Source organism: Xylanibacter rarus, from assembly GCF_001275135.1.
In the GTDB taxonomy this organism is placed as follows: Bacteria; Bacteroidota; Bacteroidia; order Bacteroidales; family Bacteroidaceae; genus Prevotella; species Prevotella rara.
In genome coordinates this window covers 1-18,083 of sequence record NZ_LFQU01000023.1, presented here as the reverse complement: position 1 = coordinate 18,083, position 18,083 = coordinate 1, and the positions used below count along the sequence as shown (strand labels likewise).

15 protein-coding genes and 2 pseudogenes are annotated in these 18,083 nt (G+C 43.4%); 6 read left to right on the top strand and 11 right to left on the bottom strand.

Annotated elements, in window-relative coordinates:
- Positions 1–186: 186 nt before the first annotated feature.
- Positions 187–1,926: a hypothetical protein gene (locus ACU52_RS11140; RefSeq protein ID WP_147630849.1), complete on the top strand. Its 1,740-nt coding sequence runs from the start codon at positions 187–189 to the stop codon at positions 1,924–1,926.
- Between the two features lie 105 nt (positions 1,927–2,031).
- Here the strand turns inward: ACU52_RS11140 and ACU52_RS11135 are convergent, their stop codons facing one another.
- From ACU52_RS11135 to ACU52_RS15975, 4 genes are all read right to left on the bottom strand, one after another.
- Complete coding sequence (locus ACU52_RS11135) at positions 2,032–2,775, bottom strand: LytR/AlgR family response regulator transcription factor (protein ID WP_053398832.1); 744 nt, start codon at positions 2,773–2,775, stop codon at positions 2,032–2,034.
- Between the two features lie 6 nt (positions 2,776–2,781).
- A complete protein-coding gene (locus ACU52_RS11130; RefSeq protein ID WP_162207771.1) occupies positions 2,782–3,804 on the bottom strand; it encodes a sensor histidine kinase in 1,023 nt (340 codons plus the stop codon).
- Between the two features lie 109 nt (positions 3,805–3,913).
- Entirely contained in the window at positions 3,914–5,269 is a 1,356-nt protein-coding gene (locus ACU52_RS11125) for a dipeptidase (protein WP_053398830.1), read from the bottom strand.
- A 320-nt stretch (positions 5,270–5,589) separates the two neighbouring features.
- Positions 5,590–7,008, bottom strand: coding sequence for a GNAT family N-acetyltransferase (locus ACU52_RS15975; RefSeq protein ID WP_082335261.1), 1,419 nt, complete (start codon positions 7,006–7,008; stop codon positions 5,590–5,592).
- A gap of 914 nt (positions 7,009–7,922) precedes the next feature.
- On the opposite strand from ACU52_RS15975, the gene ACU52_RS11110 reads away from it, so the two are divergent.
- The 3 genes from ACU52_RS11110 to ACU52_RS11100 all read left to right on the top strand — a co-directional run bounded on the left by ACU52_RS11110 (position 7,923) and on the right by ACU52_RS11100 (position 10,573).
- Positions 7,923–8,258: a cupin domain-containing protein gene (locus ACU52_RS11110; RefSeq protein WP_021855209.1), complete on the top strand. Its 336-nt coding sequence runs from the start codon at positions 7,923–7,925 to the stop codon at positions 8,256–8,258.
- Positions 8,259–8,635: 377 nt separating this feature from the next.
- Positions 8,636–9,526 (top strand): hypothetical protein, encoded by an 891-nt coding sequence (locus tag ACU52_RS11105; protein ID WP_053398829.1) that lies wholly within the window; start codon positions 8,636–8,638, stop codon positions 9,524–9,526.
- Positions 9,527–9,583: 57 nt separating this feature from the next.
- Entirely contained in the window at positions 9,584–10,573 is a 990-nt protein-coding gene (locus ACU52_RS11100) for an alpha/beta hydrolase (protein WP_053398828.1), read from the top strand.
- A 384-nt stretch (positions 10,574–10,957) separates the two neighbouring features.
- Here ACU52_RS11100 and ACU52_RS11095 read toward each other — a convergent pair whose 3' ends face one another.
- Entirely contained in the window at positions 10,958–12,052 is a 1,095-nt protein-coding gene (locus ACU52_RS11095; RefSeq protein WP_053398827.1) for a glycerate kinase family protein, read from the bottom strand.
- A gap of 408 nt (positions 12,053–12,460) precedes the next feature.
- Between ACU52_RS11095 and ilvA the strand changes: the two are divergent.
- Positions 12,461–13,655: pseudogene (ilvA, locus tag ACU52_RS11090) on the top strand (threonine ammonia-lyase).
- A 123-nt stretch (positions 13,656–13,778) separates the two neighbouring features.
- On the top strand, positions 13,779–14,159 hold the full coding sequence (locus tag ACU52_RS11085) for a RidA family protein (RefSeq protein WP_021855215.1): 381 nt from the start codon (positions 13,779–13,781) through the stop codon (positions 14,157–14,159).
- Between the two features lie 135 nt (positions 14,160–14,294).
- Here the strand turns inward: ACU52_RS11085 and ACU52_RS11080 are convergent, their stop codons facing one another.
- The 6 genes and pseudogenes from ACU52_RS11080 to ACU52_RS11055 form a co-directional block, all read right to left on the bottom strand.
- On the bottom strand, positions 14,295–14,582 hold the full coding sequence (locus ACU52_RS11080; protein WP_053398826.1) for a winged helix-turn-helix domain-containing protein: 288 nt from the start codon (positions 14,580–14,582) through the stop codon (positions 14,295–14,297).
- Positions 14,583–14,595: 13 nt separating this feature from the next.
- Positions 14,596–15,258, bottom strand: coding sequence for a hypothetical protein (locus tag ACU52_RS11075; protein ID WP_053398825.1), 663 nt, complete (start codon positions 15,256–15,258; stop codon positions 14,596–14,598).
- Positions 15,259–15,262: 4 nt separating this feature from the next.
- On the bottom strand, positions 15,263–15,862 hold the full coding sequence (locus ACU52_RS11070; RefSeq protein ID WP_053398824.1) for a hypothetical protein: 600 nt from the start codon (positions 15,860–15,862) through the stop codon (positions 15,263–15,265).
- An 88-nt stretch (positions 15,863–15,950) separates the two neighbouring features.
- A complete protein-coding gene (locus ACU52_RS11065; RefSeq protein WP_053398823.1) occupies positions 15,951–16,343 on the bottom strand; it encodes a DUF2141 domain-containing protein in 393 nt (130 codons plus the stop codon).
- A gap of 959 nt (positions 16,344–17,302) precedes the next feature.
- Entirely contained in the window at positions 17,303–17,812 is a 510-nt protein-coding gene (locus ACU52_RS11060; RefSeq protein ID WP_053398822.1) for a septal ring lytic transglycosylase RlpA family protein, read from the bottom strand.
- A gap of 91 nt (positions 17,813–17,903) precedes the next feature.
- A pseudogene (locus tag ACU52_RS11055) lies at positions 17,904–18,083 on the bottom strand (NADP-specific glutamate dehydrogenase); the annotation flags it as partial.

The window sequence follows — 18,083 nt, the reverse complement described above, 5'->3', positions numbered from 1 at the left end:
GCATCCATACAGTTGGTTAATCCTGTTGTGAATGACTCGGAAAACATGTTGAGAATAACTTTAGTATTGACCGATCAAAAAGGAGTTGCCCTTGATGAAACTAAACTCTATTTTTCTGTTTATAAGGATAATGCAGAATCTCCAGTAACTTTAGAAAAAACAACTTTTCCATATATAGAATCAGACATGACGGAGATACCATATGGGTATTCAGATTCACAGTTTTATGATATATGGAGTAGCGATGGTACCACTACAATATTTCATCCTTCATCGTGGAGCGGATTTAAGAAACTTGGAGCCCAGGCTATATATCATGATGGCAGTAAAACTTATAAGTCAGAAATAGTATGGAGCGACGGAACAATAGGAACTGAAAGTGATGATAGCGGACAGACAGGAGGTGAACCCGGTGGCGAAGAGCCTTCGTTTGACGAGAGTATGCTTATAAGCAATCCTTCTGGAGAAAAGTTTGAGACGGTGCGTAATTCGCTTACATTCTATAAACTTGGCGGTACGTCAATATATACAGGCGAGGATATTGGAGTTATTTCAAATTATGTGAAAGGCGATGATGGTAATCTGTATTTGTTGTGCGTTACAGGAGGAAATTCTACGAACAATTATCTTAAGCTTGAGCCTATAGGTGATAGCAAGTATGTGGCAAAATTGCCTCAGCTTGTGATGATAGAAGAGTATGACGGTGTGAAATATGGATATTATGCAAGCCGTATGGTGAGAGAGAATATAGAGGAAAAGCCAGATAGTATTTTCTATCTTATTTCTGAAACGGAACCTAATGAGCTGAGTTTTACTCTTGAATCAGACGGTACTTTGTCTATGGATACAAAAGACGAGGACGTTATAATGGGACTTACATATTCAGACGGATATTGGACCGGTTATGGCGATGCTATGCTTTCAGATTCTTTAGTATCTTCAAGAAAGAATGTTCTTCCTGAGGGCGTAGAGCTTACTAAATGGATGTTTGAGTATCGGTGGGCTAATTGGAGTGAGTATGGAACTATGAAGAAATTTCTTGATGTAGCTGTTACAGACAAAGAAATATATATAAACAATCCATATAACCAGGATTCAGATCAATGGATTAAGGGTGAAATCGACGGCAACAAGGTTACGTTTAACACACGTCAGCTTCTTGGCCCTGACAATGAAACTAACCGTTATCTTTATTTCCGTGTTGGTAATCTGACTTTAGACACCCAAAGCGAGTATTACTATTATGCTGATGCGGACAAACTTGTTATGAATTTCGATGCAGAGAACAGGACGCTCACCACTGATGATCTTGTGTCTCTTTACATCAGTAGGGGATATGGGCAGCGTGGATATAACGTAAATTATGATTTCCCGAAGTTTACTGCCTATACAGAGAAAGTTTCTAAATTACAGAATCCTTCGTTTACGTTCTTTGCTCCTGATGACAATTACGACAATTATGGCTATTCATATATTCAGGTCAAGATACCGGCTACCGATGTCGATGGAAATGAACTGAATACTCAGAATTTATATTACAGTCTATATGTCGGCGACGATGCAGTTCCTTTTGTTTTCGATGCAGAGACTTATGCTAAAGACTTTACGACGGATGTTACTGAAATTCCTTATAATCATGAAGGTTATGATGTATATCCTGCTTCGGTGGGAAGCGAGCTTCATACAGTGTTCTTCTATTTTTCTACAGCAGACGTGAAACTTGGAGTGCAGAGTATATATTATGCTTCAGACGGAACCGTGTATAAGTCGGATATCGTTTATAACACAAGCACCGGCATTGACGATGTAATAACTGGATTTGATAAAAATGCCCCTGTATTTAATATTCAGGGCCAGAGGGTAAATCCTGAAAATATGGGAAAAGGTATTTATATCCAAAATGGTAAAAAGTTTATAAAAAAATAATCATGTGATAAATATATTTAGCCCAAATCATCTCGAATGTTAAATTCTTGATTTGGGCTAAATTATGAAAAGAATAATTCATTTCATATTATCTATTTTCTTGAATCAGTGTCCAAGCCAGTTTAAAAAGTCTTTACGCCTTAGGGCACTTATGATTACTTCCTTCTTTTTATCGCCAGCACATACTGTTACATAAAGGCGTTGGTTGTCAATCTTAGTTACATTGTTAATGGCTTTTATAGATGATATCATACTGCGCGAAAGTTGGAAAAAGTCATGATCAGTTACTAAGTCCATGACTTTTTCCATATTTGCTATTTCGGTTATTTCGCAGTTTCCCTCATTAGTATATGCAACAACGTAGCGGTCTTCTATACAGAAAAAAGCGATGTCTGATATATTTATAAATGAAAAGCTCTTATTCTTGGCTATTAGTATTCTGTCAATTTTTTCTTTCTTTGGCAATATAGTCCTGTATCCATCAGACCTGAAAATGTCAGCCATGTCGTCGAGTTTTCTTAGTGAGTGTTCAACGTCTTCCTCTGTTATAGGTTTTAACAGATAGTCTATACTGTTGGTCTTGAATGCTTCAATTGCATATTCGTTGTATGCCGTAGTAAATATTATTGGTATCTTTATGTCTGTATTTCTTATTATGTCGAAGCATGTCCCGTCACCTAAGTCAATGTCCATAAAGGCCATGTCGACATTCTCAGATTCAAGAAACTTTATACTTTCGTCTACAGAACTGAGCATTGCTGTAAGTTCATAGTCTGGTCTTACTTTTTCAACTATGTCTTTCAAGTTTTCCCTGGCAAATTCTTCGTCTTCAATTATAATATATTTCATACGGTTTTAATTTAAGTAAGGAACTTTTACAATGAATATATTATTATCATCTTTAATTTCAATCTTTTTTCCATAAGCCTCATACAGCATTTTTAGATATGTGAGGCCTTTGTGTGGTGATGTTGCCGATGTAGTTGGCTTTCGGTTAATTTCGTTGCTCACAGTGAGATAATTGTCTGTAAACTCTATTTTTGCTTTTACTTGTGTGGTACTGCTTACTTTATTGTGTTTTACAATGTTTTCGATAAGTAGTTGCAGCGTAAAAGGAACAATATAGTGTTGCTTTTCTGGGGGCTCGTTATTTTCAGCAGTGAAATTGTTACTATACCTTAACATTAGAATTTTTGCATATTCTTTGGCGAATTTTAATTCGTAATCTAACGTTACCCTTTCATGTCCTTGCTGGTCGAGTACATATCTGTATATGCGTGAGAGCGACAAGATAAACTGTTTTGACTTTTCTGTGTCTTTTCCAACAAGGGCATACAGCATATTAAGGGTGTTGAAAAGAAAGTGTGGATTTACCTGTGCTCGTAAGGCTTCATATTGATATTGTAGGGCTTTCTGCTTGTTCTCGCTAATTTGTTGAATATGGCGTATATGATTCTTTACAAAATATGCAACTTCTAAACCGAGAAGAAGAAAAATGTTGTTAAATACAGTACCTGCCCAGTTTACATGCATGTGCTCTTCAGATACAAAAGAAAGTATTAAAGAAAACAGTAGATTTATTACCGACATACTTACAAATGAAGATACAATGTCTATGGTCAGTCTTTTTAGTGGTGTTTTGAAGGAATCTAGCTTGAATATTATGAAAAGGTTTGTTGTGTAAACTATTGTTATTGGAATAAAATTCAGTAAAAAGTATATTAGAAATTGTTTGAAATTCTCATATGGCCACAGGTTCCGGCTATCAATCAGATTGTAAAATGACTGAAATAGTAAATAGTATGCAGTAATGATACCTATATGCATACATATTCTGTTTTTTAACTTTATTTTTGCTGGCGTATATAATTTAGCCATATTGTTCATGTCGTTTTTCGGTATGTTCAGTTTTCTTGATTTATTAAAAATAGAAGAAGGGGTCGTGACATAAAGTCAAGCGCCCCTTTCTTCAATGCTGTGTCATTTCCTATTCATATCTTTTGTGGAATTCGATGACGGCCTCTATACCCTTGCGGAATATGTCGAGCGGCATGTTCTCGTTGGGCGAGTGGATGGCGTTGCTCTCAAGTCCGAAGCCCATCAGCACCGTCTTTATGCCCAATATGCGCTCAAAGTCGCTTATGATAGGTATGCTTCCGCCGCGGCGCACTGCCAACGGCTTCTTGCCGAAGGCCTTCTCAAAGCCCTTTTCGGCAGCCTTATATGCCGGCATGTCTATCGGGCACACGTAGCCCTCGCCGCCGTGCATGGGCGTAACCTTCACCTTTACGTAGTCGGGCGCAATGCTGTTGATGTAGTCGACAAACAGCTTTGATATCTTTTCGTGCTGCTGATGAGGCACAAGACGGCACGACACCTTGGCGTAAGCCTTCGACGGCAGCACCGTCTTGGCGCCTTCGCCGGTGTATCCTCCCCAGATGCCGCAGATGTCGAACGACGGGCGGCAGCTGTTGCGCTCCAGCGTAGAGTAGCCTTCTTCGCCTTTCAGAGCGTTTACACCTATTGCCTCCATATATTTCTTCTCGTCAAACGGAATCTGATGTATCATGTCGCGTTCAGCCTGCGGCACATCCTCAACGTCGTCGTAGAAGTGGGGGATGGTTATGCGGCCGTCTTTGCCTACAACGGTGGCGAGCATTTCGCATAGAGTGTTTATCGGGTTGGCCACGGCTCCGCCGAAGTGGCCTGAGTGAAGGTCGCGGTTAGGTCCTGTTACCTCAATCTCCCAGTAAGCCAGACCGCGCAGTCCTGTTGTCAGCGACGGCAGGTCGGCACCAAGCATACTAGTGTCAGACACCAGTATAACGTCAGCCTTCAGCAGCTCTTTGTGCTTGCTGATAAATGCGTTGAGGCTCGGCGAGCCTATTTCCTCTTCGCCCTCGAATATAAACTTTACGTTGTGAGTAAGCAGTTTTTCCTTAACCATATATTCAAACGCCTTAGCCTGAATCATGGCCTGCCCCTTGTCGTCGTCGGCACCGCGCGCCCATATATGTCCGTCTCTGATCACCGGCTCAAACGGTTCGCTCTTCCACAGCTCCAGTGGTTCAGCCGGCATCACGTCGTAGTGGGCATATATCAGCACCGTCTTTGCATCGTCGCTAACATGCTTTTCTGCAAACACCAGCGGATTGCCGTCGCTAGGCATCACCTCGGCCCTGTCGGCACCGGCCTCTATCAGCAGTTGGCGCCAGCGTTCGGCGCATGCCAGCATGTCCTGTTTATGACTTTTCTGCGAGCTTATGCTCGGTATGCGTATAAGGCTGAACAGCTCGTCGAGAAATCTCGACTCGTTCTCTTCGATAAATTTCTTTATTTCCATATTCTGAATTTAAGATTAATCCGCCGTAAAGTTACATCTTTTTGCGCAAAGTCAGCGCGTTTGTGCCTAATAAATATGTCGGTTATCTGTCTTTGGCGCCTTGTGGTGTAGTGTATTTTTAAATATAAGCAGTTACGTGTAATTCCGTATCAGAAACTTGTTATTATGTCTGCCGTTATCTTATTCCTTTTCATGATACATTATTTTGCGCATAACAAAATTAGTCAATTCCAATTTGTTTGCTTTGCGCTTCTGTATTCTGTCAATCTTATAGCCATGCTTTTCAAAAAAGGATCTTGCGGTAAAGCTCACTTCTGATATTATTTCTTTAACTCCCCATTTTTTGCTATTTTTTCAACTTCAGAAAGAAGTTGTGTTGCGACTCCTTTGCATTGGTAATCTTTATGTACGAACATAGAGTGCAAATAGCCGTCTTTATTCATTGAGGAAAATCCTATCAGACAATTATTTTTATCAAAAGCTCCAAAATATTGATTATGTGACATAAGCTCTTTCCATCGTTCTGTTTTATTACCACATGAAACCCAATCCTCAATCTCTTCGTGGGTATAATCTCTGATATTTACATTCGATAATGTAGAGCAGTATAATATCATCATTTCTGGTATATCTTTTTCTTCAAGAGTGCGAATCTTATATTGTGTTTTTAGCCATTTAATGACTTTACACGGATTACCAACGGCAATACAATTTGCCGGAATAGATTTGGTGACGACACTTCCCGCACCGATTACACTTCCTTTTCCAATGGTGACACCGGAAAGTATTATACTTCCTCCTCCAATCCAGACATTGTCTTCTACTATTATAGGCAAGGCTTGTGTCCTGAAAAACAATTCCCCGGAGGTTTCATCCCATTCTTCTACAAAACGATTTTCAAAATGTACATCGTGGTTTGCTGTATAGAATTGAACATTGGGTGCGACAAGGACTCGGTTACCTACATATATATGGTTTTCATCCATCATCGTGCAGTTGTCATTGATGATTGTCATTTCTCCTATGAAAATGTGTTTTCCACATTGGCATGTAAAGTTGTTCCCTACGTTGGAATGTTTCCCTATTTTACCAAACATTTGTGATAGAGCGTTTCTTCTTTCTTCAGCAGAAACCTTTATATCATTTATTATAGACAGAAGTCCTTTTGTCTTTTTTATCATGTTCAAAACTTCATTATCTATCCGGTTACAATATTCCCCTGACAAAAAATGTTCATAATTACTCTTTTTTTCGGTAAGTTCTTTTACCATTATAAATTCTTCGTTTGTCTCTTTTATTATTTTAAAGCCAAGCTTAATATACATATTGACTGCATAGTTTGTTTTTTGTACGGAAAGCGAAACACATTTATAGCCTTTATCTCCAAGTGATTTAATTAATTTTTGCATTAAATGACTGCCAATGCCTTTGCCCCTATACTCCTTATATAATGAGATGGAAAGTGATGGCGTTTCATTATCAATGTGACCATAATCGTTCATGATACGTGACCACACAGCTCCGATAACCTTGCCTTCAATTTCGGCAATCAGACAAAAATCATCTTTTTGTGTACCGAAATTTTCGATATATACTTTCAATTCTGGTAAATCCACAATTTCCTTTGCCGGAGGTTTTACTCCTTCTGGAATATAGATTGCTTCGTAAAGGAATTCTTTAAGCAAATGGTACTCATTTGGATGCAAAGGGCGTATTATATAATTAGTTAAATTGTCCATATTTCCTTTTTATTTTGATAATTTGTTTATCTGTGTGTTTCTTGATTTCTAAGTTTAGCGGTAATTTAAATTAATATTTTAATTTTCGTTACTGTGTTTAAAGTTTTCGAATTTGTATTTTGAATATTATTCGAAAATATTTCGTAGTAGTATTATTATGTAAACAAGATTTGTATTTATGAGTTAATTATTTAGTAAAAGCAAATTTATTACAAAATAATAAGAAAAACAAAGAATATTCAATGTAAATGTATAAAATAGTTTTGAATGTAGGCTAGTGAACTTTTAGAGTTATAAGGCATTTAATCATAACTATAACATTAAAAAAATCATGGAAAGAAAGAATTACACTGCAATCATTTTTGCTTACCTGAAATTACTCTATGACTTACGGGTGAAAAGTGGCCCACTTTTGCATTAAAAGTGGCCGAGTTACGGGTCGTAAACCGGCCACTAACAGTTTGAAAGTAAATGCGGTTGTGTTGGTTAATGAAATACTTTTAATCATAGTCATTCTGTCGTACTTGTAAGGAAAAGAATATGAAAAAGTTACGATTTTTAGCCGATTTTCAAAAATGCGGCTTTCTGGCAATCTTTCACGGCTCATTATTCTGCGCTTTTGCTTATTGTTGATAACTTGAAGATTGTGGATAATTCGTATAATTGTGGATAACTCGGCTAAATGTGTATAATTATGTTATTTATGAAAATAAGTTTTGTGTGTTACGGCTAATTTGTGTATTTTTGTCTTTCGTAAAAGTGCCCTGAGCCTTGGCCTTGTTATGGATATATGACCAAAGAGGCGGCTGATGAGCTTTATGGCTTAACGGAGCATTTTATATAAATGACGTGCGGCTAATGGCGTTGTTGTTGGCATAAGACAGAAAAATAACGAACATAAAAATAATAAAAGTATGATTATTGATTTTGAGAAGATTAATGAAGAGTCGGTTATGAACTTTAAGGGCGGTGAAGGACAGCTCGACACACGCAACTTTGTTGACTCTGCCAATAAAATAATGATGAGCCGGCTGAAGCCGGGAGCTTCAAGCGGATATCACACTCACGAGAACAACAGTGAGATAGTTTATATAATCAGCGGCGTAGGCCATTTCCGCTATGACGACACCACGGAGAACGTGAAGGCCGGCGACGTGCATTATTGTCCGATGGGACACTCTCACGCCATGTTCAACGACGGCACAGACGACCTGGTTTATTTTGCCATCGTGCCGGAACACAAACTTTAATTCATAATTCACAATTTATAATTCATAATTGGGTTGCTTAAACGTTGTTGGGCAATCCAATTACTTTTTTATACATCAAATACGAATTATAAATCTCATTTTACCGAATCCTTAATACTGCTGTGCTTTACCAACAAGGCAAATTATAATTGGCTTGCGCCGAACTTTGTTTTTCCATTCTCAATTCGCAATTTTCAATTATTTTAGGGATTTCCCTATGTTTTTTAGGAAGTTATAGCGTTGCGTTATTAAAAATAATCCGTAAATTTGTAATGTTTAAAACTTATATATCTGCGCAAAACGCAGGAGCTGACTTATAAATTGGCATTGTCAGAGTTCTGCCGTGTTCAGAACTTTAAACGGAAGGAGAGTTATTTATGAAAAAAACATGTGTATTGCTTTTGTGCGCATCAATGATAGTGGCGGGCTGCACCACAGGTGCGGGCACCGGAGCCTATGCCGGTTCAACGCTTGGCGCGCTGCTCGGATCGGCCATTGGAGGCATTGCAGGCGGACCGCGCGGCAGCGACATCGGCACGCTTGTGGGCATGGCAGGAGGCGCTGCCGTTGGCGGAGCCTTGGGCGCACAGGCCGACAAACAGCAGCAGGAATATCAACGATATGAAGACGCAAGGTTTGAGCAGAAGTATGCCGAGCACCGTCGGGCTGCCACAGCCGGAAACGACGGCTACGACAGGCATTACGATGACAGTTATGACAGCCGGAGTTACGACGGTATGAATAACGGCGGCGGATATGAAGACAGCGGATTCGACCCTACAAACAGCGGCGACGATGTGCTCTACGACTTCAACGGCTCTGACTATACGGGCAACTACACCGCCTCTCATCCGGAACATGTCGTGCCGTCGGCTCGGTATGACGAGATAGGTACGCCGGCAAAGGTGGACGACAGGCTGCCGCTGGAGGTGCGCAACGCACGCTTTGTTGACGACAATCAGGACCACAAGCTGAGCGGCGACGAGCTGAGCAAGGTGATATTCGAGATTTACAACGTGTCGGGCTCAACGGTCTATGATGTTCAGCCAATGGTGGTTGAAACTACAGGCAACAAGCGCATATACGTGTCGAACAGCATACACGTGGAGCGCATAGTGCCGGGCAAAGGCGTAAGATATACGGCAATGGTGAAGGGCGGCAAGAAACTGAAGGACGGCACGGCCTGTTTCCGCATATATGCCGTTCAGGGCAACGGCAACGTGGTGTCTAACGTGAGTGAGTTTAACATTGCAACTGCCCGGCGCTGAGGCTTGCACGGAGTGGGGCAGGGCACAGGCAGAGCTTAAATAAGGAGGAAAGAGCAGATGAAGAAAAAGAAGATTGCCTATATTTCTGTTGCGGTTGTGGCCGCATTGGTTTTGCTGACGTTCGGCGCCGGCTGGTTTATGCTCGACTATGCCCTGAAGCCCGATGAAGGACGCAGGGACACCACGGCGTTTTATAAGCAGATGAGGCAAGAGTATCCATGGACAACTCCCTGGCTCGACAGTCTGAAGCATGCCGGAGCGCTGCGCGACACCTTTATAACAACGCTCGACGGTGAGCGCCATCATGCCATCTTCGTGCGTAATCCGCGCTCAATGGGGCGCACGGCCATACTGGTTCACGGATATAAAGACTGCTCTATACGCATGCTGCCAATAGCAAGCATATACGAACGCATGGGGTATAACATACTGCTGCCCGACCTGCATGCCCACGGACTCAGCGACGGCAACGACATACAGATGGGGTGGAAAGACCGCAAGGACATAATACGCTGGATATATGTTGCGCGCGGAATGTTCCGCAGCACAAAGTATCAGCCGCGCATGGTGCTCCACGGTGTGTCGATGGGAGCCGCCACGGTGATGAACGTGTCGGGCGAGAATCTTCCTGACGGCATCTGTTGTTTTGTTGAAGACTGCGGCTTCACGAGTGTGTGGGACGAGTTCAGCCGTCAGCTCGGCGACCAGTTCCATCTGCCCGATTTTCCTGTGCTTCATGTGGCAAGCCTGCTCTGCAAGCTGCGCTACGGCTGGACGTTCGGCGAGGCGTCTCCGCTCAGTCAGTTGGGCAAGCAGCACACGCCTATGTTCTATATCCACGGCACGTCTGACGATTATGTGCCGTCGGCAATGGTGCTTCCGCTCTACAACATGAATCCGGCTTACGAAAACAAGGCCGACAAGACGCTGCGCTATAACGACATCTGGCTCACGCCGGGCTGTGCCCACGCAAAGTCGTATCACGACTATCCGTATGAATATGAACGGAAGGTGAGAAACTTTGTAAGCAAGCATGTCGGAATGTAGTAAGAGTTGAACGGATAACGGAATTTATTCAAAAACGGAGAGCAAAAACGTAGGGATGTACCCGAGGTGCATCCGTCTTTCGGCTTAGAATGTTTTTATGTTGATGATATTGCTTTTATTTGGACGCACCTGGGGTACGTCCCTACAGAAAATGTGATTGGAATATCGCTTGTGATTACGTTGTAAGGCTATGTAAATCAGTGAGTTATAATGATATTGATTTGGAATGAATTATATACATAAACAAAACGGACAACAATATAATGCGTTACTGTTGTCCGTTTTGTTTTCTGTATGTCAAAATGCTTAAGGCATATCCGTAAGAGCCTGATCAAGCCCTTTATAGATGATGCTTGTTCACGTCATATTGTTTCGGCTGTATACTTATACCTGTTTCTCGGTTGAGGCTTCTTCGAGCAGCAGGCGTATGGCGTTGCGTATGTTGTTGCTTGCGTTGTCTTTCTTCATCGCTTCGGTTATGTCTGCATCGTCAGGCGTTACGGCCGCTACACGCGTAAATCCGGCATCAATCAGAGCCTGTCGGTCGTCCACTTTTCCGGCAATGAGCCATGTCGGCATCCCTTTAGCCTTTGCCGCCTTCATCACGTGATAAGGCATCTTGCCCATTAGCGTCTGGCGGTCGGCATGCCCCTCGCCCGTTATTACGCAGCAGTCTTCGGTCAGGCGGCTGTCGAAGTCGGCCAGGCTGAGCATAAGTTCGGCGCCCGCCTTCATCTCTGCTCCGAGATATTGCATGAAGGCATAGCCCAGTCCGCCTGCAGCTCCTGCTCCGGGCCTGTCGGACAAGTCGTAGCCGAAGTGGCGAGCCGATATTTCGGCAAATCTCATTGCGCGGCTGTCGAGCATCTTAATCATGTCGGGCGTTGCCCCTTTCTGCGGTCCGAACACTGCAGCAGCCCCGTCGGGGCCGTAGAGCGGATTGGTTACGTCAGAAGCAAGAGTGAAGCGGCAGCCGTCGCGCAGTTCTGCGGCAATGTCGTCAAAGTGGCCGCCCCTAGGTGCCAGCTTGTCGGTTATGGCCATCATCATGCCTATGCCCGCATCGCTTGTGGCGCTCCCGCCCAGACCTACTATAAACTTTCTGCATCCGCGCTTAAATGCCGACGCTATCAGTTCGCCTGCGCCATACGACGTGGCGCGCATGGGGTTGCGCTCCTCCTCGTCTACCAGCGTCAGTCCGCATGCCTGTGCCGTCTCTATTATAGCCGTGCCATCGGCCGTTATTCCGTACTCAGCCTCCGTGAGCCGCATCATTGGGCCGTGTACGGCTGTTGTAACGATATCTGCTTTAAGTGCGCCGGCAAATGCCTTCAGCATGCCTTCGCCTCCGTCAGAAACAGGAATGAGTTCTGTCTGAAATCTGTTGTCGTTGTCGGTTATGGCTTCGCTGACTGCCTTTTCGGCTTCGTATGACGTAAGGCAGCCCTTAAACGAGTCTATTGCCAGAATATATTTCATGTCTTATATGTTTTTTTGAGTTTTTCTTCGGTTAATGCTCATCTTCTGCACGCCGGTTACATTCATGTGCGATGCGGTCATTGCAGACTTGGCTTTAGGCGTCAGTCATGCAGTTTTTTTATTAAAACACCGCAGTCAAACTGTTTGCCGGCTGTGCCGCCGTAAAAAAACTGTACAGGCTTTAACTTGCGCAAAGGTAAGCATTTATTATGATTTGCACAAACAATGAAATCATGCATGTTGCATTTATGCAAGTTTTGTCCTTTTTGAAAACAGATGACGTTCCTTTTTGTTTTTCTATTGGTGCGGGACATTATGTTAAATAGGTGAAAATAAATAGGACGATATTCGTCGGCTACGAAAAAATGTTGTAATTTTGTGTTACCAAAATCTGTTAAATTTAATATTATGCTCAATTTAGATGATCTTTACAGAGCGCGGTATGTGCTTGGTGAAATATTAAGACGTACTGACCTTGTCAGAGCTCCTAAGCTTAATCCGGAAAGTGATATATATCTGAAACCGGAGAACCTTCAGATAACAGGTTCGTTCAAGATCCGCGGAGCTTATTACAAAATATCTCAGCTTACAGAGGAAGAAAAGAAGCGCGGCGTTGTGGCCTGCTCAGCCGGCAACCATGCCCAGGGCGTGGCTCTCGGTGCTACGTCACACGGCATCAAGTCGCTCATCTGTCTTCCTGAAGGCGCGCCTATCAGCAAGGTTGAGGCTACGCGCCGTCTCGGTGCCGAGATTTGTCTCGTGCCCGGTGTTTACGATGATGCATATCAGCGTGCAATGCAGTTGCGCGACGAGATGGGTTACACCTTCGTTCATCCGTTCAACGACGAACACGTGATAGCAGGACAAGGCACACATAGGTCTAGAACTGCTCGAGCAGCTTCCTGATGTTCAGGCAGTTGTCGTGCCTATCGGCGGTGGCGGTCTGATCAGTGGTGTGGCATACGCCATGAAGTCGCTCAATCCTAAAATAGAGATTTATGGCGTTCAGGCTGCCGGTGCTCCCAGCATGTATGAGAGCATCAAGCAGAAACAGGCTATAACATTGCCTCAGGTGTCTACTGTTGCCGACGGTATTGCCGTTAAGACTCCTGGCGACCTTACTTACGACATCTGCTCAAAGTATGTTGACGATATCTGCACCGTGTCTGAAGACGAGATATGCGCAGCAATCCTGCGTCTGCTTGAAGAGGAGAAGATCGTTGCCGAGGGAGCAGGAGCTGTAAGCGTTGCGGCTGCTATGTTCAACAAGGTGCCTATCAAGGGCAAGAAGACCATCTGTCTTGTCAGCGGCGGAAACATCGACGTTACTATTCTTAACCGTGTTATCAACCGCGGTCTGGAGAAGGGCGGCCGTATATGCACAATATCAATGGAGCTTGACGACAAACCCGGACAGCTCTATGAGGTCAACGGCGTTATCGCAGGCATGGGCGGCAATGTGCTTAGCGTATATCATGAGCGCAGCGCATACAGCAAGAAGATCAATGCATGTGAGCTGAGCGTAAAGATTGAGACACGTAACCACGAGCATGTGGAGGAGATTAAGGAGAGCCTGAAGTCAAAGGGCTTCAAACTTAAATAGTCAGCCTTCCGGCGGCGTGTGTACAGTCATGGCGCGGCAGTTGCTTATGCGTATGGTGTGTCATGCAGAACAATTAAAGTAATAAGATAATAATAACAATAAAATTTTTAAAATTAAAGAGAAATGAAAGCACTACATTCAGACAAAGCTCCTAAGGCTTTAGGGCCTTACAGCCAGGCTATCGTAGCCGGTGGATTCGTATTCGCATCAGGTCAGGTGCCAATCGACCCTGCAACAGGTGAATTTGCAGAAGGCGGTATCAAGGAGCAGACAAAGCAGTCGCTCACAAACGTTACCAACGTATTGGCTGAGGCTGGTATAGACCTTACACATGTTGTTAAGACAACAGTATTCCTTTCAGACATGGACAACTTCGCTGCCATGAACGAGGTTTACGCTACATTCTTCAAGGAGCCGTTCCCGGCACGTTCTGCTGTTGCCGTTAAGACTCTGCCTAAAGGCGCTCTTGTTGAGATTGAAGTTGTTGCAACATTAGAGAAATAATATTGCCAATAATAAAGTTTATGGGGAACCGGCTTTGGCTGGCTCCCCATTTTTTTGTTGTTTGTCTGAATATATTGTGTTCGGGCGTATTTATGGCCTCTGGTTTTATTTCGTTTTGCAGTATGTGCCAGGCGCCTATTGCGGTGAGATATAGCTTCTCAGCGCCTCTACATATTCCTCAAAGGCCTTCAGTCCCTTATCGGTTATGCGGCACGTTGTGCGCGGCTTTTTGCCTTGAAATCCCTTTTGGATCTCAATATATCCTGCGTTGCTTAGTTTGTCAAGCTGCACGCTCAGGTTGCCTGCCGTGGCCCTGGTCTGTTCTTTCAGATAAACGAAGTCGGCTTCGTCTACGCTCATCAGTATCGACATGACGGCCAGTCGCAGTTCGCTGTGCAGCAGCGGGTCAAGTGGTTTAAACATTCTTGCTTTTCAGTTATTGTTCTTTCTCGTTCAATTTTGTTTCGTTCTGTATGCCTTTTGGCTTTCTGTTCCTGTATAATGCGATAGCCCCTGGTATAACCATCATCAGCATTCCGCCAAAGATAACGGCCGCCATCTCTTCCGGTCCGTTACAATCAAGGGCTGCTTTTATGCTGGCATATGAACCACTGCAGGCGAACAGCGATATCATCTCGCTTTTCAGCACGATGCCGGTCATTATGGCTGCAAAAGTCATGCAGATGTTTATTGTGGCAGATATCGGCAGTTCTTGGGCTATAGGGTCATTCCCAAAATTGGTAACCTGACTCGCCACAGTTGAAGTGAATATTACCACTGCAAATGTTCTCCATATATTTTTTGTGATGTCATTTATGAATGATTTTGGTACACCGGCTGTGTCTTCTTCTTTAATCATTTTGTGGTTGATTATCAGCCCGATGAAGACCATCACAATCCATCCGAGATTGCAGTAATAAGAGTTTGTGTAGCTCCACAACAATCCTATAACGGTTGCCGTTACGCATATAAGAATGCCCCATGTCAGAAGAGTTATTGCGCAGTTGCGTGTAATTACTTTTCGGCTTTGCTCAATAGTTTCGCGTATAATCTCGATACTGTGTTCTGCTGAAAGCTTCTTGTTTTCTTCCGTTTCCATATCGTTATTTTTTATATTGTCGGTTAATGATTATTCCGGGTATCACCAGAATGAAAAGCGATGTAATGCATATTGCAAGCGATTCATACGGTCCGGGATACATAAGCGCAAAGTTGGCTGGCACCACTGATGCCACGGAGAATGCGGTTATGAAGGTGTGGCGGAGCACAAGGCCCGTAATCAGCCCAGTGAGTCCCAGCAGAAGTATCAGCACTGTTGTTATAGGCAGCTTGACCATATACACCGTGCTGTCAAACGAAAGCGTGCCTATGACGGCTGCTATGAGTGCAAACAGACCGAAAGATATCCATGATATTTTGAGCACTCTGCTGAAGAAGTTCGTAGGCCTTTTCTTGTCCTTGCGGCTCTTTGCTGCCGTAACGCTCCATCCAATGACGGCCATCAGGAACCAAAGTGCATTCCATGACGGATTGTCCGTTGCCTGCCATAAATAACACACAGTCACAGATGTTATGCATGTGAGTATGCCCCAGAATATCATCGGCATTCCGGCGTTGCGCATTATGTCGGTGCGGCTTTGCTCAATGGTCTCGCTTATTATCTTGAGGCTGCGTTCAGCCGAGAGTTTTTCGTTATTGTCCATTTCAAATTTAATTTTGTTGTTCTTAATATTGTATAATCTCCGGCACCGGCCCGCTTTTAGTGGCCGGTGTTAGGAGGTTGTCAGCCGGTCAGTCTGCCTGTCTGTCATGTCCCTTCATCTTGTCGGGGACATATATAAGCTCGATGTCTACCTTGCTGTTGCTTTCGCTCAGTTCATAGTCTCCGAAGGCGCAGTATTCCATTGGTATATTGTCCTTCTCGTCGAGTTGTCCGTTGCCGTTCTCGTCATGAAAGACATATATGGTGCCCTTTCCGTCGGGCACGTCCTTTATGGTGGTTTCAATCTTGCCTTTCTCGGCTTTCACCTTAGCCCATTGTCCGCTCTTCGTGGCTACAAGTATCTGCCCCTTGTCGTTCGGTATGTTGCTTATGGTGAGCTGCATGTCTCTTTGTGCCGAGGCGGTTGCTGTGGCCATAAGTGCTATGGCCAGCATAGCGGTGTTTAATATCGCCTTTTTCATAGGAATAGGTTTTAACTGTTATAAACTTCATTTACAGTTCTCACACTCGTTTCAGTCACTCTGCAGCTGTGGCTTCACGAGTTTTATCCGGATATATTGCAAATATAAAGCAGTTTATAATATAAACCAAATAAAAGTAAAAATAATAGTTGTTTGGTTTAAATATTTTAACATTATTGCGGCTCTATTCAGGGAAAACGCCAAAACGTTAACTCATTGTCTTGAAAATTATATTATGCAGAACGCTATGATTTACATTGTAAAACACCGTCTTTTGTGTTCTCATATGCCGTGTTTTGCATTATGAAAGGTGCCCTTTTGGATTGTGGTTAGGCATATCTTGACAAGTAACGGCATGATGTATGCCACTGAGTGGCGGCAGGGTAGGGGGAAACAAAAAATTTTTTTGTAAAAGAAACGTCACTCGTCACAAACGGCCATAACCTGCTGTTATGTAGTCAGTTATAGTGTGACGAGTTGAAAAGACAACTCATCACGGCATGTCTCTTTATCTGATTTGGTCCTGTGTTGTCCTCTCCTAAATTTTAAGAACTTAAACAGGGTATATCTTGATAAAGCCCAAATAGAGTATTTGATTTTTGAGTGAAATCTCTTCGGTTAAGCAGACAGCTGTTGAGGGTTGGCTCTGTTATTTGATGAAGAGAATATTATTGTGAAATTTAAGGCATGCATTTTTGTGCTTGACGTATGCCGGTATGTACATCTTGCAGTATTGCTGCGTGCTCGGTTATACCATATTGTGGCTGAAAATATTAATATGTGATGAACTGTGATGAGTTGAGAATGCAACTCGTCACGCTGTATGTTGTTGGATACGAATGTGTTACGTGCAGATGTGATGAGTGACGTTTCTCTTTGAAAAACTTTTTCTGTTGCGTATGCGTTGCGAGTTTTGCAGTGTAAGCCACGCGTTATGCATACGGGAAACATAAGTCAAACTATTGTTTTTTGTTCTTCTTGTTATGTTCCTTATGTTCTTTATGCTTCTTGTTTTCCTTATGTTTCTTGTCTTTTGGCTCCTTGCCTTTGTGTTCTTTGCCTTTCTTGCTGTTCGTCTTGCTTTGTTCTGTGCCGTTTCTCATCCATTCCGGCGTGAAGTCGTCGTCCTTCTCCGTTATCTCATAGTCAAGTTCGGGCAGTTCAATTTTTTTCTCGTTTCTGAACGGAACGCCTTTCTCCTCTTCATATTTTTCCACCCTGACCATGGCTACGCCAGCCCTGATGATGCCTATCTCCTTTGCCGCGGCGTATGACAGGTCGATAATGCGGTGACCGCTGCATCTGTCGGCCACTCTCACGACAACGCTTTTGCCGTTTTTAATGTTTGTAACCTTCAGCATGGTGCCCAGTTCGTATTTCTTGTGGGCGCAGATGAGGCTGTCTCTGTGGTATCTTGTGCCGTCGCTCATCCTCCGTCCATGCAGACGGTTAGAATAATAGCTGGCCATACCTTTCTCCTGTGCCGGGAGAAAAGTATGGCCAAGCCATAAAAATGTAATTATGAGAATTATTCTGTTTATCACTTATATCTCTAAGGTATTAGATAATACCCTGCTCGAGCATAGCCTGAGCCACCTTCATGAAACCTGCGATGTTAGCACCCTTAACGTAGTCGATAGTGCCGTCGGGCTGTGTACCATATTTAACACAAGCCTCGTGTATGCTCTTCATGATGAAGTGGAGCTTAGCGTCAACCTCTTCAGCTGCCCATCCTAAGTG

Excerpts from the sequence above, each read along its gene's own strand:
- ACU52_RS11140 (WP_147630849.1), top strand. The coding sequence starts at position 187 with ATGACGGAGATACCATATGGGTATTCAGATTCACAGTTTTATGATATA.
- ACU52_RS11135 (WP_053398832.1), bottom strand. The coding sequence starts at position 2,775 with ATGAAATATATTATAATTGAAGACGAAGAATTTGCCAGGGAAAACTTG.
- ACU52_RS11130 (WP_162207771.1), bottom strand. The coding sequence starts at position 3,804 with ATGGCTAAATTATATACGCCAGCAAAAATAAAGTTAAAAAACAGAATA.
- ACU52_RS11125 (WP_053398830.1), bottom strand. The coding sequence starts at position 5,269 with ATGGAAATAAAGAAATTTATCGAAGAGAACGAGTCGAGATTTCTCGAC.
- ACU52_RS15975 (WP_082335261.1), bottom strand. The coding sequence starts at position 7,008 with ATGGACAATTTAACTAATTATATAATACGCCCTTTGCATCCAAATGAG.
- ACU52_RS11110 (WP_021855209.1), top strand. The coding sequence starts at position 7,923 with ATGATTATTGATTTTGAGAAGATTAATGAAGAGTCGGTTATGAACTTT.
- ACU52_RS11105 (WP_053398829.1), top strand. The coding sequence starts at position 8,636 with ATGAAAAAAACATGTGTATTGCTTTTGTGCGCATCAATGATAGTGGCG.
- ACU52_RS11100 (WP_053398828.1), top strand. The coding sequence starts at position 9,584 with ATGAAGAAAAAGAAGATTGCCTATATTTCTGTTGCGGTTGTGGCCGCA.
- ACU52_RS11095 (WP_053398827.1), bottom strand. The coding sequence starts at position 12,052 with ATGAAATATATTCTGGCAATAGACTCGTTTAAGGGCTGCCTTACGTCA.
- ACU52_RS11085 (WP_021855215.1), top strand. The coding sequence starts at position 13,779 with ATGAAAGCACTACATTCAGACAAAGCTCCTAAGGCTTTAGGGCCTTAC.
- ACU52_RS11080 (WP_053398826.1), bottom strand. The coding sequence starts at position 14,582 with ATGTTTAAACCACTTGACCCGCTGCTGCACAGCGAACTGCGACTGGCC.
- ACU52_RS11075 (WP_053398825.1), bottom strand. The coding sequence starts at position 15,258 with ATGGAAACGGAAGAAAACAAGAAGCTTTCAGCAGAACACAGTATCGAG.
- ACU52_RS11070 (WP_053398824.1), bottom strand. The coding sequence starts at position 15,862 with ATGGACAATAACGAAAAACTCTCGGCTGAACGCAGCCTCAAGATAATA.
- ACU52_RS11065 (WP_053398823.1), bottom strand. The coding sequence starts at position 16,343 with ATGAAAAAGGCGATATTAAACACCGCTATGCTGGCCATAGCACTTATG.
- ACU52_RS11060 (WP_053398822.1), bottom strand. The coding sequence starts at position 17,812 with ATGGCCAGCTATTATTCTAACCGTCTGCATGGACGGAGGATGAGCGAC.